Annotated in this window: 15 protein-coding genes; 12 read left to right on the top strand and 3 right to left on the bottom strand. The window is 69.9% G+C overall.

Features of this window, described 5'->3' with window-relative positions; all coding sequences use genetic code 11:
• Positions 1–295 precede the first annotated feature (295 nt).
• The 8 genes from ACWEV0_RS27930 (at position 296) to ACWEV0_RS27965 (ending at position 13,464) form a co-directional block, all read left to right on the top strand.
• Positions 296–955 (top strand): SMI1/KNR4 family protein, encoded by a 660-nt coding sequence (locus ACWEV0_RS27930; RefSeq protein ID WP_453152276.1) that lies wholly within the window; start codon positions 296–298, stop codon positions 953–955.
• A 481-nt stretch (positions 956–1,436) separates the two neighbouring features.
• Positions 1,437–1,859, top strand: a complete 423-nt coding sequence (locus tag ACWEV0_RS27935) for an effector-associated constant component EACC1 (protein WP_453152277.1) — start codon at positions 1,437–1,439, stop codon at positions 1,857–1,859.
• On the top strand, positions 1,856–6,430 hold the full coding sequence (locus tag ACWEV0_RS27940) for a caspase, EACC1-associated type (protein WP_453152278.1): 4,575 nt from the start codon (positions 1,856–1,858) through the stop codon (positions 6,428–6,430). Before ACWEV0_RS27935 ends, ACWEV0_RS27940 begins: the two co-directional genes overlap by 4 nt.
• Positions 6,431–6,746: 316 nt before the next feature.
• Complete coding sequence (locus ACWEV0_RS27945) at positions 6,747–7,175, top strand: hypothetical protein (RefSeq protein WP_453152279.1); 429 nt, start codon at positions 6,747–6,749, stop codon at positions 7,173–7,175.
• Positions 7,172–7,816 (top strand): hypothetical protein, encoded by a 645-nt coding sequence (locus ACWEV0_RS27950; protein ID WP_453152280.1) that lies wholly within the window; start codon positions 7,172–7,174, stop codon positions 7,814–7,816. The genes ACWEV0_RS27945 and ACWEV0_RS27950 overlap by 4 nt, the downstream gene beginning before the upstream one ends.
• Positions 7,817–7,819: 3 nt before the next feature.
• Positions 7,820–12,565 carry a putative T7SS-secreted protein gene (locus ACWEV0_RS27955; protein WP_453152281.1) on the top strand — a complete coding sequence of 1,582 codons (4,746 nt, stop codon included), beginning with the start codon at positions 7,820–7,822 and terminating at the stop codon, positions 12,563–12,565.
• A gap of 2 nt (positions 12,566–12,567) precedes the next feature.
• Positions 12,568–13,089, top strand: coding sequence for a hypothetical protein (locus ACWEV0_RS27960; RefSeq protein WP_453152282.1), 522 nt, complete (start codon positions 12,568–12,570; stop codon positions 13,087–13,089).
• Between the two features lie 156 nt (positions 13,090–13,245).
• On the top strand, positions 13,246–13,464 hold the full coding sequence (locus tag ACWEV0_RS27965) for a hypothetical protein (protein WP_453152283.1): 219 nt from the start codon (positions 13,246–13,248) through the stop codon (positions 13,462–13,464).
• 619 nt (positions 13,465–14,083) lie between these two features.
• Here the strand turns inward: ACWEV0_RS27965 and ACWEV0_RS27970 are convergent.
• Both ACWEV0_RS27970 and ACWEV0_RS27975 read right to left on the bottom strand, forming a co-directional pair.
• A complete protein-coding gene (locus ACWEV0_RS27970) occupies positions 14,084–14,251 on the bottom strand; it encodes a hypothetical protein (protein WP_453152284.1) in 168 nt (55 codons plus the stop codon).
• 63 nt (positions 14,252–14,314) lie between these two features.
• Positions 14,315–14,575 carry a hypothetical protein gene (locus ACWEV0_RS27975; protein ID WP_453152285.1) on the bottom strand — a complete coding sequence of 87 codons (261 nt, stop codon included), beginning with the start codon at positions 14,573–14,575 and terminating at the stop codon, positions 14,315–14,317.
• A gap of 207 nt (positions 14,576–14,782) precedes the next feature.
• Here ACWEV0_RS27975 and ACWEV0_RS27980 point away from each other — a divergent pair, with 207 nt between their 5' ends.
• Complete coding sequence (locus ACWEV0_RS27980) at positions 14,783–14,998, top strand: hypothetical protein (protein ID WP_453152286.1); 216 nt, start codon at positions 14,783–14,785, stop codon at positions 14,996–14,998.
• Between the two features lie 11 nt (positions 14,999–15,009).
• Here the strand turns inward: ACWEV0_RS27980 and ACWEV0_RS27985 are convergent, their stop codons facing one another.
• Positions 15,010–15,996, bottom strand: a complete 987-nt coding sequence (locus ACWEV0_RS27985; protein ID WP_453152288.1) for a GlxA family transcriptional regulator — start codon at positions 15,994–15,996, stop codon at positions 15,010–15,012.
• Positions 15,997–16,155: 159 nt separating this feature from the next.
• On the opposite strand from ACWEV0_RS27985, the gene ACWEV0_RS27990 reads away from it, so the two are divergent.
• The 3 genes from ACWEV0_RS27990 to ACWEV0_RS28000 all read left to right on the top strand — a co-directional run bounded on the left by ACWEV0_RS27990 (position 16,156) and on the right by ACWEV0_RS28000 (position 19,734).
• Positions 16,156–16,746: an isochorismatase family protein gene (locus ACWEV0_RS27990; RefSeq protein ID WP_453152290.1), complete on the top strand. Its 591-nt coding sequence runs from the start codon at positions 16,156–16,158 to the stop codon at positions 16,744–16,746.
• A gap of 316 nt (positions 16,747–17,062) precedes the next feature.
• A complete protein-coding gene (locus tag ACWEV0_RS27995; RefSeq protein ID WP_453152292.1) occupies positions 17,063–18,244 on the top strand; it encodes a hypothetical protein in 1,182 nt (393 codons plus the stop codon).
• Positions 18,245–18,432: 188 nt separating this feature from the next.
• On the top strand, positions 18,433–19,734 hold the full coding sequence (locus ACWEV0_RS28000) for an MFS transporter (protein ID WP_453152294.1): 1,302 nt from the start codon (positions 18,433–18,435) through the stop codon (positions 19,732–19,734).
• Positions 19,735–20,047 lie beyond the last annotated feature (313 nt).

Here is a 20,047-nt window from a genome sequence, read left to right on the forward strand (position 1 = left end):
TGGCAGTCCGCGCCTGCTGTGATGAGTACCCCGCCGAAGCATCGACGCATGAGCTGCCCAAGCTTGTAGCGCGGGTTCGATTCCCGTCATCCCCTCTTCAACGAAGGCCCAGGTCAGAGACCTGGGCCTTCGTCGTACAGATCTCTCAGCGCGTATGGTCGGTGAGTCGGCCGACCTGCTTCCTGCCGTGGCAAGCGATCACGCCTGCCACGGCAGAGCACAGCGTGCGCCGAGCATTCGCGCTCCGCAAACAAACTCTGTGTCGGTGCGCTGCGTGTCTCATTAGCGTGTGCTCATGAATGAGGTCACGTGGGTGGGGGTGCGGGAGCGGGTTCTCCGGCTCGCCGAACACCCTGAATCAGACAAGGCCTTCGGCGCGCGGGGGCACGGCTTTCGCCTCGGTTCGGTCATGAGCCAGGAGCAGCTCCGGGCGCTGGAGGCGGACCTGGGCGTCGGTCTGCCCGCGCAGTATCGGAACTTTCTCCTCCATGTCGGAACTGGTGGAGCCGGCCCCCACTACGGCCTGATGACACCGTCCTTGGGCGACGGGGGGTGGCAGTGGCGCGGCATCGGGCTCGCGTTCTCCGGCCAACCGACCACCGCCGAGTTCGCCGGGCGGCCCTTCGTGGCCGAGGTGCTGCAGGGCGAGCTCGACGCGCTCGACGCTCAGGAGCCCGAGAAGGACGCCTTCGCGACCGACGAGGAGTTCCGTCACGCTCACGCGGCCTGGGACGCGCGCTACGAGGAGCTGTACGACGCGCAGGAAGCGGGCGCGGTGTTCCTCAGCGAGCGGGGGTGCGGCTATACGTCTCTGCTGGTGATGACGGGCCCGCACCGCGGTGCCATCTGGGAGGACCTGAGACCGATGGACCGAGGGATCCAGCCCACCGGACATGACTTCGCGCACTGGTACCGAAGCTGGCTCGAGCGCACCGAGTATCGGCTCGATACCTGACGGGGGAAGACGATGCGGTACTGCGAACGCCATGAAATGCACAACTGCGCGGACTGCACTCCGCCCGCACCGCGTAGCGGCGCACCCACCAGCGAATGGGACGGCTGGCCAGCAGCCGCGATCATCATCCACGCCAGCGGCAAGGCCCACCTTCCCGGCTGCAAGCACATCGTCCCGTCCGATATCCGGCCACCCAGCTACGGCTGGGTGCTCACCCCATCACCCGGTGCCTGGCGCCGCCTCGCGCCCTCCAGCCCGCTCCGTGCCACACAGGGCAACACCAAGCGGGCGGCCGTGAGCCGCTGCCGTAGCTGCGACGCGAGGCAATAGGGACGCAGCTCGGTTCCTTGAGGGGAAACCTGTCCGTTCAGGCTCAGCGGACCGTGCCCTGTCCTGAAAGGGAGGCCGAAACGCCCGGTGCCTCTGGCCAGCCCGGAGTGACCTCGCTAGCCTCGCCCGCAGCAGTGACAACGTGCGTGCCTTGCGTGTCGGTGACGACGGGGGAGCAATGGACATTGCAGTGATCGCGGAAGGGCCGGACGCGGGCGACCACCTTCGGTCTCTCCACGAGTGGCTGGCCGACGTAGAGGAGTTACGCGGCCGGGTCGACGGCAGGGAGCGGCCGCCAGAGTCCGGCACGCTGGGGCCGGTGCTCGAGGCGTTGGTGGTGGCTCTTGGACCGGCCGGGGCGGCGACGGCGTTCGCCACCGGTCTCGTCGCCTGGCTGCGGACCCGCCGGGGGAACGTGCACATCAAGGTGACGGTTCCGGATCGCGGTTCGGTGGAACTGACCGCGACACGTGTGGCCGAACTCGACGCGGACGCGCTGCGGCAGCAAGTGGCCGACGTCATCGACATGGTGGGTCGGCAGGAGGACGGGCCCGGGCCTCGGGAGCTGCCGTGACGGACCTTTCGGGTCCGGGCGTACGGGTCCTGTTGATCGCCACCGCCCACCACGGGGGTCCGCTGCTGACCTCGGTCCCCTCGGTCGCCACCTCCTTCCGGGATTTGAAGAATGTCCTGATCGAGCGGTGTGGGGTACGGGACGAGAACCTGCGCCCGCTGCTCGATCCGGCCGACGCGCAGACCATGGCACGGGCCGTCACCGAGGAAGCCCAGCGGGCGGACAGCGTGCTGCTCGTGTGGTTCATCGGGCACGGTCTGCTCGGCCCCGAGGGAGAGCTGTACCTGGCAGCCGGCAACACCGACCGGCTGACCCCCGGCATGGCGGAGCACCAGGCGCTCTCGTTCTCCTCGCTGCGGCAGGCGCTCGGTGCCAGCCGGGCCTCGTCCGTCGTCGTCGTGCTCGACTGCTGTTTCTCGGGGCGGGCGTCGCTCGGCGGAGAGCCGTCCACCCGCTCGTTCGCGATGGCGCCCGCGCATGGGATGTACCTCATGGGGTCCGCGGAACAGCTGGCCCTCGCACCCCCTGACATGAAGCACACCGCGTTCACCGGAGCGGTCATCGAGCTGCTGACCGAGGGTGAGCCTCGCGGACTGCCCCAGCTGACGCTGGACGCGGTGTTCGACGGGGTGTTCCGGCTGATGAGCGACCGGCAGCGGCCACTCCCCCGGCGGCAAGCGGGAGACCGTTCGGGACAGCTCGTCATCGCGCCCAATCCGGCGGTGGCCGCACAGCACGAGCCGCCCGACGAGACGGAACCGGCCCAGAGGCGCTGCCCGTATCCGGGCCTGGACGCCTTCAGGGTGGACGACGCCGACGTGTTCTTCGGGCGCGACCGGATGACCGAGCGGCTGCTCGACAGGCTGGAGACGGTCGCCGAAACCGACGAGCCCGGCCCGCTGGTCCTGGTCGGGCCGTCCGGCTCGGGGAAATCCTCGCTGCTCAACGCCGGTCTCGCGGCCGCCCTGCGCGAGCGAGGGCTGCTGGGGTCCACCTCCTGGCTGACGCTGCGGCTCACCCCCGGCAGGAGCCCGCTGCAGCGGCTGGCCACACAGCTCGGCGCGGTGCCCGAGACCGTCGACGTCCTGCGCGAGGATCCCGGCCGGGCTGCCGAGCTGGGTGAACGGCTCACGGCTGACCGGCCGGAGCAGCGACTGATTGTGCTCGTCGACCAGCTGGAGGAGGTCTTCACCCTCTGCACCGCGGCGGAGCGCACCGCGTTCCTGCGCGCGCTGACCGCGCTCACCCGACCGTCGGACGAAGGGCGGCCGGGCACCCTGGTGGTGCTCGCCCTCCGGGCGGACTTCTACGGACAGGCCGCCGCGCATCCGGAACTGCTCACCGCGCTGCGTGATACCCAGCTCCTCGTCGAGCCGATGACCACCGGCGAACTCCGCGCCGCCATCGAGGGACCGGCGGCAGCCGCCGGTCTCGCACTCGACGGCGGGTTCGCCGATGTGATCCTGCACGAGTTCGGCACGACCGGCGACGGGCAGCCCGCGGCCGGGGCACTGCCCCTGCTCTCCCACGTCCTGTGGGCGACATGGACACGCCGCACCGGATCACGGCTCACCGTCGCCCAGTACCGTGCCACCGGCGGCATCGAGGAGGCCATCAAGACCACCGCGGAGGAGACGTACGAGGCGCTCGACCCGGCCGGCCGCGAAGCAGCCCGACTCATGCTGCCCCGGCTCGTCCGCGTCGGCGAGGGATCGACCGACACCGCTGGCCTCGCAGACCGTGCGGAGCTGCTGCACGGGCTGCCCGACACCGCCCAGCCCGTGGACCGGTCCGAGCTGCTGTACGGCCTGCCCGACACCGGCGCCGCCCAGGAGGCCATCGACCGGTTCACCCGGGCTCGGCTGCTGACCCTCGACCACGCCACCGTCCGGATCAGCCACGAGGCGCTGCTGCGAACCTGGCCCCGGCTGCGGGAGTGGGTCGACGCGGACCGCGACTGGCTGCGCGCCCGTCAGCAACTCGCCGCCGACGCCGTCGCCTGGGAGCGGGCCGGGCGGGATTCCTCGCTGCTGTACCGGGGGAACCGGCTGGCCGCCGTACGGGAACGCGCCGCGTCCGCACCAGCGAGCGCGGTCGAACCGGACTCCGTGCTCGCCGAGTTTCTCGACACCTCCTGGCGGCGGGAACGCCGGGGTGTCCGCCGGCTCCGGACGACGGTGGCGATCCTCACGACGCTGGTCCTGCTCGCCGGGACCGGTCTGTTCGGTTCGTACGTGTTCCAGCGCCGGGCCGAGCGGGCCTCCGACCGCGACCTAGCCCGCTATCTCTCCGCCGAGGCCGAGGGGCTGCGCTCCCAACAGCCGGGGCTGGCGAAACAGCTCAGCCTGCTCTCGTACCGGATCGACCACGAAGCGGGGCGCGGCGCCCTCCTCAACAGCCGCACCACCCCGGGTGTGATCAACGCGGAGGAGCCCGCGTACGACCTCGCCTACAGCGGTGACGGCCGCATACTCGCGATATCCGTCGGCGATGCGATCGAGTTGCGCTTCCCGGACGGCTCCACCCGGGTCGGAACGGGAGTCATCGGCCCGGTCACCGTGAGCCGGGACGGCCGTACCCTCGCCGCGATCATCTACGACAAGCACCGGTCGAAGACCGCGTGGGTGCGCATATGGGACCTGTCGGATCCCCGGCACCCGAGGCAGACCGCCGCACCCCGGCTGGACCACGCCGTCCACGCTCTCGCTCTCAGCCCGGACGGCAGGACCCTTTACGGCGGCCAGACGACCGGTGAGATCCACGTCTGGGACATCGCCGACCGGACCGCGCCCAGGCCGCTGCCCACGCTCCGGGCACATTCCACCCGGGTCGACTCCCTGGCGGTGTCCCCCCGACGTGATCTGCTCGCCAGCATGAGCCTGGACGGCCGGATCCAGCTCTGGAACACGACCGACCCCCAGCACCCCGAACCCGTCACCGTCCTCCAGGGCGAGAAGTACGACCGCACCCGCCTGGCCAATGCCTGGCCGCTGCACCGGGTTGCCTTCGACCCCGCCGGACGGATCCTCGCGGCACCGGTCACGAAGAAGACCCACACCGATCTGGCGCTATGGCGGCTGGACGTGCCGGCCAAGCCCCAGCGCATGAGACCGAAGAGCGGCCCGACGGACGACTCGTCCGTCTTCTGCAGTGCGACGGGCATGACGTCCGTGGCGTTCAGCCCGATCCGCGAGTACGCCGTCGGGACCTGCGACGGCACCTGGCACACGTGGATCTACGCGAGGACCGTCGTTCCCGGTGCGATCCTGTCCGGGGCGACGGGGGGCAGCGTCGATGACGACGAAGCGGGAACGGTCCTGTTCGATCCCGGAACGCCCCGCAGGCTGCTGCAGGCCACTCAACGGGGTGTGCACGTCTCGTACCTCGACAACTCCGCCCGGCTGGGCGCCCAGTCGTTCCTGCCCTCGACGCCCGGGACCGGGGGACAGTTCGACTACCGGAAGGTCGGCAACAGGTCACTGATCGCCCTTCAGGGAGTGGGCGTCAACTACCTGTGGGACGTGACGGAGCTACCGGACTCTGCCGTGCTCCGGGGCACAACCCTCTCTCCCGACATGTTCACCGGCGCTGACATCGCCCTCAGCCCCGACGGACGACTCCTCGCCGATGTGGAGGTGTTCGAGGGGAAGAAAGCCGACAAGAAGGGCAAGAAGCAGCAGTACGTCGGTGTACGGCTGCGTGACACCGCGGTGCCCCCGCGCGGCGCGCCGCTGTCCACCATCGAGGAAGACCTGGTCAACGGTGTGCAGGCCCTCGCCTTCAGTCCTACCGCCCCCATCCTGGCCGTGTCCGACATGAACGGCTGGCGGGACATGAACCGCAAGGCACCGGTCGTCAGGATCTACGACATCGCGAACCCCAGGCGCCCGCGGCAGATCGCCCGGATCGAGGCGACGACCACGGAACTGGACTTCTCCCCGGACGGCGAGACACTCATCCTCACCGACTCCCCCTTCACCGACCCCGAAGCGCCCCAGCCCGCGGCCGAAGACGAGCTGGAGGGCTGGGACCTCACCGACCCGACGCGCCCGCGGCAGCGTTGGGCCCGTCCCGTTCCGGATGGAACCGACTCACCGAACGTCGTTTTCCGGCCGGACGGCAAGCTGCTCGCGACGTACGACGGCGGGGGGACGCTGAAACTCTGGCGCTTCGAGGGGAACAGACTCACCGACGAGCTCTCCCGCCTGCACGTGAGCCGCTACGCCGGCCCGCTCGCCTTCAGCCCCGACGGAACCCATCTCGCCCTGCTGGGGCAGAACCCCGTGGATGAGTTCGACAGGCGCCCCGAGATCTGGGACGTGACCGATCCGAAGGCCCCCGAGAGGCAGTACTACCTGCCTCCGGCGGATTCGGGCGACGTCTACGCGCTCCGGTTCAGCCCGGACGGCGAGTTCCTGGCCCTCGTCAGGGCGTCCGCCGGTATCGAACTGTGGGCCACCCGCCCGGAACGGGATATCGACGACCTCTGCGCGTCGGCCGGCGACCCCATCACCCCTCAGCAGTGGAAGCAGTACCTTCCGGACCGCCCCTACCAACCGCCCTGCCAGTAGCCCCGACCGTAAGCACACGCCCATCCCACAGCAGTCCTCCGTCCGCCGACGACCACCGCGCGGGCCGGTGCGCCCCAGGCTGCAGCCCCCAGTTCATGGACCAGCCGTACTGGCCGCCCGGGTGTCCCCACACAGGCTGGGACGTTCGACGGCCGTGCCCCATGGCGAGGGTTCGATTCCCGGCATCCGCTGCCATGAAGCCGCAGGTCAGGAACCTGCGGCCTTGGTCGTTGTCCATCATCGTGGAACCATCCGTCCCGCGCGGGCGTGTTCTCCCTGGGGCGGGGGAGGCTCAGAGCGACGTAGGGGAGGAGACATGGTGAGCGACCGTACGGCACTCGCGGAGCGGATCGCGGACCGGCGGGCTGGGCGCGGCGACCCGCGCGGCATGGTGGGCGAGTTGCGGCGAGCCTTGGTCCTTGTGCCGATCGACTCAGGTGGCCTGTGGACGGCCGAGCTCGGCGGAGTGCGGTGGATCTGTGCCTTCACCGACGAGGCGGCCCTCGCACGGTTCGCCCTCGCCCGGGAGACTGCGGGGAACAGCACGGCCGGACGGGAGTGGGAGTTCTCGGTACTGCGGGGGGCGCGGCTGCTCGACGAGGTCGTTCCCGCCATGGACGTTCCCGCTGGTGTGGCTGTGAACGTCGCCGATCCGGACGGCTCGATGTTCTTCCCGCCGGTCACCGGCATCGTGCCCGACGCCGTCGCCGTCGATGCGTCGGCTGAGAACGGTGGCGTCCGATGAGCGGCGGCCCCGAGGACCTGAAGCTCTCCCCGGAGACCGTCAAGCTGCTCACGGACGGCATCCGGTCGGCCACCGCTGAGCTGCGCGATATCGGCACGGGAACGGGCGCCGTGCTCGGCAAGGGCCTGTCGGACCTGTCGATGACGGGTATGGAGGCTGGACACCACGGCCTGTCGACGGACTTCGAGGACTACTGCGAACGCTGGGAATGGGGTGTGCGAGCGCTCCTCCAGGACGCCAATACCCTCGCGGCGAAGCTGGGGCTCGCGGCCGGACTCGTCTGGGAGGAGGACCAGTACGTCGACGGCACGTTCAAGATCGCGGTGAACTCCGCCGTGGGCAACCCGCATGCCTCCGAGGCGGACATCGTCAAGCAGAGCTGGGGCGATGTGTTCACGCCCGACTACCTGAGCCCCGACTGGAGCGCCGAGTCCTTCGACCGCGCCGGTGACGACATCTCGCAGACCTGGAAGGACACGGGCCGTGCCGTCCTGACCGAGGGCAACGGTGGAAGTTCGTCGAGGATTCTCAACGAGCTCCTCGGCGTGGACCAGGGCGCCTACGACCGTGCCGTGGACGAGACCTACGGCCCGTCCCCCGAGGAGAGGGCGGCCCAGCAGAAGAACACCGGGGGGAACTGAGCCGTGGGCATCGGCGACTTCATCAGCGACATCACGCCCGACGCCGTGGAGAACGTGGTCGAGGACGGTGTCGAGTGGGTCGGCAACCGGGTCGAGGACGCCGGCAACTGGACGGCGGACCGTCTGGAGGACGTGGGCTGGGACTCCGGCGCTGACTGGGTGCGTGAGCAGTCCCGCTCGGTGGCCAACCGGATGGGTGCCGAAGTCGACGAGATGGACCTCGGACAGACCGAGGACAAGACCAAGCTGATCTACGGAAGCGCCTCCAAGCTGCGCTCCACTGCCTCCCATCTCCAGGACCTGCAGACCTCGTTCGACAAGGTGGGAAAGGGGCTCAAGGGACTGGACGCGTCCGCGATCAAGGGTGCGGCCGCGGACGCGTTCCGTGAGAAGGTGGCCGTCGAGCCGACGAAGTGGTTCAAGGGCGCGGATGCCTTCGGGAAGGCTGCCGCCGCCCTCGCGAACTTCGCTTCGACGGTGGAGTGGGCGCAGGGGCAGGCGCAGACGGCGATCGACAAATGGAAGCAGGGCACCAAGGCATCCGAGGACGCCGCGCACGCCCACCGCAAGAAGGTCGACGACTACAACAACGCCGTTGACCGGTACAACGCCCAGCCGCCCGAAAAGCGTGACCCTGCCTCCCTACCGCCCAAACCGGGTGCCTTCAGCGACCCCGGAAAGGCGCTGATGGAGGAGGCGCAGGAGATCCTCGGCGAGGCGCGCAAGCAGCGCAACACCGCTGCGGAGACCGCGCGTTCCGCGGTTCGGGCCGCGCGCGACGAGGCCCCGCCGAAACCCTCGTACGCCGAGCAGGCCATGGACGGCCTGGCGGAGTACCAGGTAATGAAGACCCACTTCGGTGGCGGCATCGTCAAGGGCACGGCGGGCCTGCTCAGCTTCGTACGGAGCGTCAATCCCACCGACCCGTACAACATCACCCACCCCGCCGAGTACGCCACCCAGCTCAACAGCCTCGGCGCCGGCCTCGTGCAGGTCGCCAACGACCCGTGGGGTGCGGGCAAGCAGATGGTCGAGAACTTCATGAAGGACCCGGCGGAGGGCTTGGGCCGGCTCGTCCCCGACCTGGTGCTGACCGCCGCGACGGGCGGCGGGGGCGCGGCTGTGAAGGGGGTGCGGGTCGCAGCGGAGGCCGCCGATCTGGCCGCGGATGCCAACCGGGCGCGCAGGCTGCTCGACGACGCCCCCACCGGAACACACAACCGGCCTGACGCCCACCGGCCCGTGGGTGAGACCGACCCGGTGGACCTCGCCTCTGGCCGCATGTTCCTGCCGCAGACCGACGTGGTGCTGCCCGGCACGTTGCCGTTGGCCTTCACCCGGCGCACCGAGTCGGGCTACGCCGCGGGCCGATTCTTCGGCCCGTCCTGGTCCTCCACCGTCGACGAACGCCTGGAGGTCGACGCCCGCGGCGTCGTCCACGTCACCGAGGACGGACTGCTGCTCAGCTACCCGCACCCGGTGCCCGGTCTTCCCACCCTCCCCGAGTCCGGGGCACTGCGCCGTTCGCTCGCCCGTGACGAGCACGGCGACTACACCCTCACTGATCCTGACACCGGGCTGACCTGCCACTTCGCGGCGCCGGCCGGCACCGAACCGGGCGGCGACGGGGTGGCCTGGCTGGTCCGCACCACCGACCGGGGCGAACGGCACACTGTCAGCATCGACCGCGAAGACAACGGCACCCCGCTCGCCCTCGTCCACTCGGGTGGCTACCACGTGGTCGTCGACACGGCGGACGGGCGGGTGACCCGGCTGTCCCTGCGGCTGCCCGACGGCAGTGCGCAGGACCTCATGCTCTACGGCTACACCGACGGTGACCTGACCGCTGTCACGAAGCCGTCCGGCGCCTCCCTCACTTTCGAGTACGACGACCGACACCGGGTGATCGCCTGGGTCGACTCCAACAGCAGCCGCTACGACTACGCCTACGACGAGCAGGACCGGGTCATCGGTGAGGGCGGCCAGGCCGGCCATCTCCAGCTCACCCTCGCCTACGGCCCGCCCGACCCGGCCACCGGCCACCGAACCACGACCCTCACTACCGCCGACGGCCGCATCACCCGCCATCTGATCGACGACGCGTGCCGAGTGCTGGCCACCACCGACCCGCTCGGCCACACCACCCGCATGCAATACGACTCCCGGGGCAGCCTCCTCGCAAGCACCGATCCTCTCGGCCGGACGACCTCGTACACCTACGACGAGGCCGGCCGGCTCCTCACGGTCCTGCGCCCCGACGGCGGCCAGGTCGCCGTCGAACGCGACGAGTGCGGATTCCCCCGGGTGTTCACGGACGCGGACGGCACCCGCATCCAACAGGAGCATGACGACCACGGCAACCTGATCGCCGTCACCGACGCCGCCGGACGCACCACCCGCTACTCCTACGACGCGCAGGGCCACCCGGTTTCCCGCACTGACGAGTCGGGTGCGGTCACGACGTACCGCAGCGACACCGCCGGGCTTCCGCTGGAGGTCACCGACCCCCTCGGCGGGACCACCCGCTACGAACGCGACGCCTTCGGCCGGCTCGTCCGTGTCACCGACCCCCTCGGCGCCGTCACCACCCTTGGCTGGACGGCTGACGGGCACCTCGCGCGGCGCACTCACCCGGACGGCTCCACCGAGACCTGGACCTACGACGGCGAGGGCAACTGCACCTCTCACACCGATCCGGCCGGCCTCACCAGCCGGTTCGAGTACACCCACTTCGACCTGCTCGCCAGCCGAACGGGCCCGGACGGTGCCCGCCACACCTTCGAGCACGACGCATCGCTGCGGCTCACCAAGGTCGTCGACCCGCGCGGGCTGACCTGGTCATACACGTACGATCGCGCGGGGCGAACGGTCGCCGAGACCGACTTCGACGGTCGGACCCTCACGTACACCCTGGACGCGGCCGGGCAGGTGAGCGCCCGCACCAACGCGGCCGGCGAAACCGTTCACTACGAGCGGGACGCGCTCGGGCGGGTCGTCCGGAAGGAGGCGGCCGGCCACGTGACCACCTACGCCTACGACGGCGTTGGGCGGCTCGTCCACGCCGCGGGACCGGACGGCGACCTGGTGCGGCAGTACGGCCGCCGCGGCGAACTGAAGGCGGAGATCGTCGACGGGCGGCTTCTCGCCTTCGCGTATGACTCCGCCGGACGCCGCGCCCGCCGCACCACGCCCACCGGGCACACGACCACCTACGGCTACGATGCCGCAGGGCGTCTCGCCGTGCTTACCAGCGGGACGCGCCGCATAGGCTTCGCCCACGATGCGGCGGGCCGTGAGGTGCGCCGGGACGTCGCCGACGGTCTGACGCTCGCCTCCACCTGGGATGAGACCGGCCGACTGACCGGCCAGCACCTCACCGCCAACGCCCGCACCGTCAGCCGCCGCGGCTACGCCTATCGCGCGGACGGCCACCTCACCGCCCTCGACGACGCCCTGCGCGGCTCCTTCCGCTACGAACTCGACACGGCGGGCCGCGTCACCACTGTGAGGGCCCCCGGCTGGACGGAGACGTACGCCTACGACGCGGCCGGCGAGCAGACCGAGGCGTCCTGGCCCAAGGAGCACGCCGGCCGCGAGGCGGTCGGCCCACGTACTTACTCGGGTACCGACCTCACCAGGGCCGGGTCCGTGCACTACGAGCACGACAGCGCAGGCCGGATCACCCTGCGCCGCAAGACCCGGCTGTCCCGCAAGGCCGACACCTGGCGTTACAGCTGGGACGCCGAGGACCGCCTCACGGCCGTCACCACGCCCGACGGGACCCGATGGCGCTACCGCTACGATCCGCTGGGCCGGCGCACTTCCAAGCAGCGCCTCGCCGAGGACGGGGAGACGGTCGTCGAGGAGGTGCGCTTCACCTGGGACGGCTGGAGCCTGTGCGAACAGACCACAACCGCGCCCGGCATTGCCCTGCCAGTCGCTCTTACTTGGGATCACCGTGGCCTCCGGCCGCTGTCACAGACGGAACGCGTGCTCGCGGGCGACACCTCCCAGGAGGTCTTTGACGAACGCTTCTTCGCCATCGCCACCGACCTCGTCGGGACCCCGGCCGAGCTCGTCGACGAGGCGGGTGATATCGCCTGGCATACCCGCTCAACGCTCTGGGGCACCACCACCTGGTCCAGGAACAGCACCGCGTACACCCCGCTGCGTTTCCCGGGGCAGTATTGCGACACCGAGACCGGCCTGCACTACAACCTGCACCGGCACTACGACCCCGAGACCGCCCGTTATCTCACCCAGGACCCCCTCGGCCTCGCGCCCGGCCCCAACCCCTCGGCCTACGTGCACAACCCGCACACCTGGGCCGACCCACTGGGCCTCGCCCCCTACGAGCCACTGCGTGAGGGGTACACCTCGTCACCAGCGCTCGAGCGAGACCCCTACCACCCGGACGTCGTCGAGCAGCGCATCAAGGACGACCGCGAGCGCTACGGCATCAAGGACCCCGCCGACCGAGGCATGATCGGTGCGAACGGACCCCAGATCACCAGCAAGACGCTGTGGAATCATGGGCCGTACCGGATCGATGTGGAGAACCCCAACCCCGGCCAGCGCCCAGGACAACTGCACTTCCAGGACCAGAGCAACAAGGGGGCGAAGTACCAGTTCGACTTTGAGACAGGGAAGTTCGAGGGCCTCCCGCGAAGCATCGAGAAGGCCGTCGGCAACAACCCCGGTTTCATCGCGGGCATCAGGAAGGGTCTCGCCGCACTCGGCGAAGGGTAGACGTGCGCACCAACCAGTGGATGAGGAAGCTCCTGGCGGACGCGGACCTGACCGGTCTGTCCTCGTCGGACATCCCCTCGATGTTCCAGGAAGTCGCCGAACGGGGCTGGACGGTGACAGGGAGCGGCGCACGGGTCCTGACCGATCTCCGCCCCGACCATGCCGGTTCCTACTTCGACCGCCTGTCGGAGGAGTCCACGGTCAACGGCCGCGGCATGACGGACTACGACCTCCCCGCCGAGCCCGCTGCCGCGAGCGAACGCGCGAAAGTGCTGCTGCGCCGATGCCTGGCGTACGCGGCCGCCTGCCTGCGGGCAGCGCGCGACCATTTCGGTGACGACGCGGTGCGGGCGTACGTCTCGCTCTCCCTGGGTGGGTTGGACGACGACCTTCTGACCGCCCAGGTCACGTTCTGCACGCCGCTGCCCGACACCCCGCCCTACATTGCCGACCTCGAGCAGGTACAAGATGCCGCCGTGGTGGAGCTCTCCGAAGGCGACTGCTCGGGCTGGGCAGAGGCATGACAAGCGGCCGTGTCATAACCCTCCAGGAGGGGCATTGAACAGCGGGCGAGTCACGGACCACCTGGAGAGGGTCCAGCCACTGACCTGGTGCTGGTCCCGGTCCATCCGCAGACCGGAGACATGTGGCAGCCGCGTGCCGGGGCGGTGCCGGTACCTATGGATGCCGCGCTCTGGGCCGAACTCGCCTTCCCGCCACATCGCACCCGGCTGCCGGTGGTCGGCGGGCTGCCGGCAGGTGTGGAGCGGGACGACCCGATGCCGCCGCACCCGTGGTACCCATTCCAGCCGTCCAGGGAAGCGTTCCGGTACACGCTCGCCCGGACGCCCGCCGTCAGGGAGCCGTGGCTGCGGGCGATCTACGACCGAGGATGCTGACCCGTCAGAGGCAGTGCGGACCCGGACGTTGGGTTCGACGTAGACGGCGTAGCCATCGCCCGAGTCGCAGCTGGAACCAGAACACACCCGATCACACAGGGCTGACCGGCATCACACATTCCATTTTCGTAGCCGAGAGCTATGCCTCCCGAGTGGCGTCCGGCAAGGACGTCGGACTGCAGCGTGGGGGATCAGCCACGGCCAGCCTTCTGTGCGCGACGCCCGCGATCCTGCTGGCGTGGTCGTTCCGTGAGGGGACGACTACGGCACCAGCCTGGTGCGCGGCGCTGACCAGTAGCCTGGGGTGTCCTAACGGAGGTTGGCGGAGTCGAGGGGTAGCAACCGAGACAACCCCTCCGAGACCTCAGGGCACGTTTGTTGCAAGGTGCTCAAGTTAGGTGGGGTAGAAGGCCGACGGCTTCGTCCTTCAGTTCGCCCTCCCGTTTCTGACCGAGTGGATGGTGAGGGCGGTGCGGGCGGCGGCGCAGGAGACAGACTGCGACCCGCTTCTATCAAGCCCCTACGTCTTCTGTACCTGACGCTCCACTGTCCCCGTCCCACAGCTTGCGAGGACGGCGTGGGCAGGGGCGAGCCTGGGTTGGCTCGCCCCTGCTGTGGCTCAGCTCTTTGCGGGTGGATCACCCTTGAAGGCTACGAAGCGGTACGCGCCGGCTTCGATGACGCGTACGTCCGTGGCACCCGCGACGTTCGGTGCCGACGTGTTGTTCACCTTCCATTCGATCGCTATGCCGTCCTCCTTCACGGCGGACAGGGACTCGTTCCCCACGGCGACCCGGACGACTTTCGACTGCGCCGAAGTCGGGGTCTTCTGGGTCGCGTACGTCGTTCCTCAGGCGTAGACCTTGCCGCCGACGACCGCGACGGAGGTGTCCTTGCCTGCGGCGATGGCCGTGGCGGTGGCCGCCTTCACCTCCGCGGGGATGTCGGTCTGCTGCTTGCCGTTGTCGCCCCAGGCGACGACCTCGCCGTCCTTGGTGAGCGCGAGCGCGTGGTGTGCGCCGGCGGCGATGGCGGTGACGTCCGTGTGGGAAGCCTCCGGGGCCTCGGTCTGGCCCTTGCGGTCCTCGCTCCGGGCCCAGTACGGACCCACTCATGAGCGCCGGTGAGAAGTACTGGCCGGCCGCGATCGCCTCGACGCCGTTCTCGGCCGCCGTGGGGACCGTCGTCGCGTCGTAGCGGTCGCTGCCCCACGAGACGACGACTCCGCCCTTCGGGGCGAGCGAGTGCAGGTAGCCGCCGGAGACGGCCGTCACGCCGCTCGTGAGCGAAGCCGGGACGTCCAGTCTGCTGGTGGCGGTTGCTGCCCCAGGCGTGCACGGCGCCGTCTTTCACAGCAAGGGAGTGGAAGGCGCCCGCGCCGGTCGCGCACAGCTTTTCCACGCCGGCGCTGTTCGGGGACCGTCGCGGCGACTTCGAGCGGGACCTGCGCCAGGCCCTCGCCGACCACCAGCCCGACGGCCGGTTCACCGAGACCGTCCGCACCGAAGCCCTTGCCGCCACCCGCCCGGCTTGACCGCTGCGCGTTCAGCCGGCGTGGCGGAAGCGGCGGCGGTACTCGCTGGGGGTGAGTCCGAGGCGCTTGCGGAAGACCCGTATGAGGGTGTCGGTGCTGCCGAACCCGCACGCCGTGGCGATCCGGGGGAGTGTCTCCTCGGTGGCTTCCAGGCGGTTGCGGGCGAGCTCGATCCGCGCGGTCTCGACGTAGGCGGCCGGGGTCATGCCGGTCTCATCCTTGAAGATGCGGGTGAGCTGGCGCTCGCCGATGTGGGCGTGGGCGGCGAGTTCCGTCATGGTGATCTTCTGGTGCAGGTTCGTGGTGACGTAGTGCCGGAGGTCGTCCATGCGACGGCTGGTGTAGGCGGGTTCGATCGGCACGGAGAACTGTGACTGTCCGCTGGGGCGCTTGAGGTACATGACGAGCTGGCGGGCGACGCCCATGGCGGCGTGCTCGCCGAAGTCTTCGGAGACGAGGGCCAGGGCGAGGTCGAGGCAGGCGGTGATGCCGGCGCCGGTCCAGACGTTGCCCTGCCTGATGAAGATCGGGTCGGGGTCGACGTCGACGCCGGGGTAGCGGGTGGCGAGCTGTCGGGCGGTCGACCAGTGGGTGGTGACCCGCTTGCCTTCGAGGAGGCCGGCCTCGGCGAGGAGGTGCGCGCCGACGCAGACGGAGGCGACGCGGCGTGAGCGGTAGGCGAGCCTTCGGACCCAGGCGACTACGGCGGGGTCGATCACTGGGTGTATGCGGTGTTCGCGGTCGATGGTGACGGATCCGGGCACGATGAGGGTGTCGATGCGTCGTTCGGCGATGTCGGAGAATGCGACGTCCGGTATGAGGCGGACGCCCGCTCCGGTGGTGACGGGGTCGAGGGTTTCCGCGGCGAGTTGGACCCGGTATCCGGGGTCTTTCTTCAGGTCACGGCCCAGGAGTGCGAAGACTTCTGGTGGGCCGGTGACGTCGAGGAGGTCGACGCCGTCGAAGATCATGATCGCTACGAGTCTGGGCCCCAGCATGTCCGGAATCCCCCATTCCGTTAGGTGTCGTGTCGGTTTCTGCAACTTATCCGACAGGGGTTCGATTCAGCCAGCCCCTACGGTGGGGAACGTAACTCGCCGCACACGGTGCCGAGTTAAACCTTCGATCTTCGAACCACCCACAGGAGAAGCACACCCATGCCGTCCACCACGCTCCGTGAGCTCAACCAGTTCGACCAGACCCCCGCCACCCTCGCCAACTCCACCGTCATCCTCGTGGACTACCAGAACACCTACACCCGCGGCGTCATGGAACTCGACGGCTGGCAGCCCGCGCTGGACGCGGCCGCCACCCTCCTCGCCAAGGCCCGCGAGGCCGGCGCCACCGTCATCCACGTCATCAACGACGGCGGCGAAGGCACCCCCTACGACATCCGCGCCGAGATCGGCCAGATCCACCCCGCCGTCGCGCCCGTCGAGGGCGAGGCCACCGTCGTCAAGACCGTTCCCGACGCCTTCCGCGACACCGACCTCGGCGACCTCGTCGACGCCGCCGGGAACAAGGACGTCGTCATCGCCGGGTTCATGTCCCACATGTGCGTCCTGTTCACCGCCCAGGGCGCGTTCCTGCGTGGCAACCGGCCCACCGTCGTCGCCGACGCCACCGCCACCCGCACCCTGAAGTCCGCGGTCGCGGAGGTCTCCGCCGAGCAGCTGCACCACGGCGCGCTCGCCACCATCGACGACCTGTGGGGCGTCGTCGTCCCCACCACCGCCGACCTCGGCTGAGCCCCCCTGAACGTCGCTGCCGGACCCAACCCCCAGAACTCGCGCTCTGGCCCGCGTGCCGCCACACCCGGCACGCCCGGGCCCGGCAGCGACACCCCCCACCCCCCACCACCCCGCACCACCGTTCTGGCACACCCCCGGCCAGACCACGGGACCGCCACGCCCACACGGCACCCGCGCCCCCACACCGGCGCACCACGGCCCCGCGCCTCGCTTCCCCCCACAACGGCACCACCGCACAGCCGCCCCCCAAGCCGGCCCGTGCGCCACGGCCGCTCACGACCGACCCACCCACGGAAGCACCAGGGGAAAACTCATGACCACCCGCCGCAACTTCATCGGCACCGCGACCGCGATCGGCGCCGGAACTCTCCTCGCCACCGCGACCGCCACCTCGGCCTCCGCCGAAACCACGCCCACGACCGACGGCACTGCCCCCGCCATGACGAAGGACGAGGCGCGCACCGCGATCCTGAACGTCAACGCCGGGATGAGAACCCGCTACAAGTCCCTCAAGGACGAACTCCAGAACAAGCTCTCCCCGGTCATCGTCGTGACCAACGGCCCCGAGGGCGGCACGTACTACCTGGTCGAGAACGGCGTCGTGGTCGAAAAGACCGCGCCGATCGACCAGCTCTTCCAGCTGGCGAAGTCGATCGCCCACACCCCGCTGGGCACGTTCTCCGTCCTCGCCCGCTACCTCAACAAGCGCGTCCCCGACTGGCACCTCAAGGCCGGCGACATGGACGCCCACGACCTCGAATCCGTCGCCATGGTCGGCCCCGAGTCCACCGCCTGGGTCGACCCGCTGCGCCAGTGGCGCGACGTCCTGATCAGCGGCCGGAACGCACTCAAGCCCGCCGGCCTGCCCGACAAGCTGGAGAAGTCCTCCCACGCGATCCTCAACTCGCTGATCGACTTCTGCTCCAGCGCCATCGACAACCGGTCGTTCACGATGAAGCAGTTCGAGGACGCCACCGGCGCCGTCTACGGCGACATACGCACGAACATGTCCTACGCCGCGAAGGTCCAGATCGACGCCGTCAACGCCCTCATGACCCGCTGGAAGAACCAGCTCGGCGCCCGCTGGAACGACGTCTACATAGCCGTGTTCTCCATGTGGACCACGTCGGTCGACAACCAGAACACCATCATCATCCGCCCCCACATGAACCCCGACCGCGCGGCGACGCACCTGATCGACATCATCAGCGACCAGCTGCCCGTCGCCGATCCCGTGAACGTGGCGCTGGAGAACATCGCGCGCATCGTCCAGGACAACATCGCCGCGGAGATGGTGTTCTCCGCAGACCAGAAGGTCGCCTCCAGCCTGAAGGGCAAGCAGGACCTGCTGTCCGAGGAGATCCTCGGCCAACTCGGCGGCACGACCACCGCCCCCTCCGACACCGGCGGCACCGCGACCGCCGCCGCGTTCCTCACCGGCACCGCCGCCAAGACCGGCGGCTGCCCCCTCGGCCACGACACGGTCAGCGTCTGACCCCAAGGACACCGTGTGCGGGCCGGGGACGGCCGGCCCGCACACGGCCCGTGAGACGGCGCCCTCCACACGGCCCACCCCGCCAGGGGCAAGGCCCCCTGACGGAGGGCGCCGTCTCCTCGTTTCCGGTCCGTGCCACGACCCGGCACCCGGGCCACCACATGCTTCACACCGGGGGAACACCCGCTATGCCCAGCACCACGACCAGACGCCACGCCACCCGCATATGGGTACTGCTCGGCCTCATCCTGCTCACCGTGAACCTTCGGGCCGCGATCACCTGCACCGGCCCGCTGCTCACCGACATCCAGCACACCCGCCACCTCACCGGCCTCCAGCTCAGCATCCTGACCACCCTGCCCGTGCTGTGCCTCGGCGCGTTCGCCGCATGGGTGCCGGCTCTCGCACGGCGTACCGGCACCGAGCCCGCGATCACCGGCGCGCTGCTGCTGATCGCCGTCGGCATCACCCTGCGTGGCCTGCCCTACACCACCGCCCTCTTCGCGGGAACGATCATCGCGGGCGCCGGGATCGCCACTGGCAACGTTCTCGTCCCCGCCGTCGTCAAGGAACGCTTCGCCCACCAGATCGGGCGGGCGACCGGCCTGGCGATGACCCTCATGGCGTCCAGCGGCGCAGTAGCCGCGGGCATAGCCGTGCCCGTCGGACGCCTCGCCGGATGGCAAGCGGCAATGGCCGTCTGGGCGGCGCCCGCCGCCGCCGGTGCCGCACTCTGGGCTGTCCTGGCCACACGCCATCACGGCCGCGGCTCCGGCACCCAGCGCCCCGCAGCGGGCCGCCACGAAGGCAGCCTGCTGCGGTCCCCGCTGGCGTGGGCGGTCGCCACCTTCCTCGGGATCGTCTCCCTCATGTTCTACGCGCTCGCCGCATGGCTGCCCGAGATCATGCAGGCCGACGGCTACAGCAGGACCACCGCCGGCGCGATGGTCTCCGTGATGCTCACCCTCGGCATCCCCATGGGCTACGTCATGCCGGTGATCGCCGCCCGCCTCCCACAACAGCAGCCCCTCGTCCTCGCACTGGCCGCCATCAAGATCACCAGCCTCGCCGGGATCCTCACCATGCCCTCGCTCGCGTGGATGTGGGTATGCATCCTCGGCCTCGCCACCGGCAGCGCCTTCCCCCTCGCCATGACCCTCCTCACCCTGCGCTCACCCAACCCGGCCGTCGCCGCACGCCTGTCGGGCATGGCGCAGACCTTCGGCTACCTCCTCGCCGGCACCGGCCCCGCCACCCTCGGACTCCTCCACACCCTCACCGACACCTGGCAGATCCCCCTCCTGCTGCTCCTCGCGCTCGTCGTCCCCGAAACCGCGGCCGGCCTGGTCGCGGCCCGACCGCTCCTCGTCGCTTCGGCCGGGCGAGGCGCCGCCGACGACGGACAAGGGCTTGGACCTCTACGGCAATCTGCTCCATCTGCTGAACTGGCCGGTTCTGCAGCCTGCCCTGGAGCAGGAGGTTCTCGATAGTGACCTGCTGCGACGGTGTTTCGACCTGGTAGAGGACATCTACGAGATCCCCAAGAGTCCTCGCAGAGTTCCGTGTACTTCACGGTGCTGGAAGGTCGGCTCGAATCCCCTCGATATCTGGCGGCCGCGATCCCGTTGCTGGGGGGGAGTATTCGGGACCGAGTGTCGAGCATGCTGGAGCATTACAAGGTGGAGGGGTACGAGCGCGGTCTTCCGCCCATCTGACGAGACGTCGACGCGGCGCCCGGCTCTCCGGGCCGCCGAGGACGAGCCAGTGCGGGGCGGGGAGCTGCTGCCCGTACAGCTGGAAGGG

The organism is Streptomyces sp. NPDC003943 (assembly GCF_053605265.1).

Bases quoted from the DNA above. Each gene is read 5' to 3' on its own strand.
- ACWEV0_RS27930 (WP_453152276.1), top strand. From the start codon at position 296: ATGAATGAGGTCACGTGGGTGGGGGTGCGGGAGCGGGTTCTCCGGCTC.
- ACWEV0_RS27945 (WP_453152279.1), top strand. From the start codon at position 6,747: ATGGTGAGCGACCGTACGGCACTCGCGGAGCGGATCGCGGACCGGCGG.
- ACWEV0_RS27950 (WP_453152280.1), top strand. From the start codon at position 7,172: ATGAGCGGCGGCCCCGAGGACCTGAAGCTCTCCCCGGAGACCGTCAAG.
- ACWEV0_RS27965 (WP_453152283.1), top strand. From the start codon at position 13,246: ATGGATGCCGCGCTCTGGGCCGAACTCGCCTTCCCGCCACATCGCACC.
- ACWEV0_RS27985 (WP_453152288.1), bottom strand. From the start codon at position 15,996: ATGCTGGGGCCCAGACTCGTAGCGATCATGATCTTCGACGGCGTCGAC.
- ACWEV0_RS27990 (WP_453152290.1), top strand. From the start codon at position 16,156: ATGCCGTCCACCACGCTCCGTGAGCTCAACCAGTTCGACCAGACCCCC.
- ACWEV0_RS27995 (WP_453152292.1), top strand. From the start codon at position 17,063: ATGACCACCCGCCGCAACTTCATCGGCACCGCGACCGCGATCGGCGCC.
- ACWEV0_RS28000 (WP_453152294.1), top strand. From the start codon at position 18,433: ATGCCCAGCACCACGACCAGACGCCACGCCACCCGCATATGGGTACTG.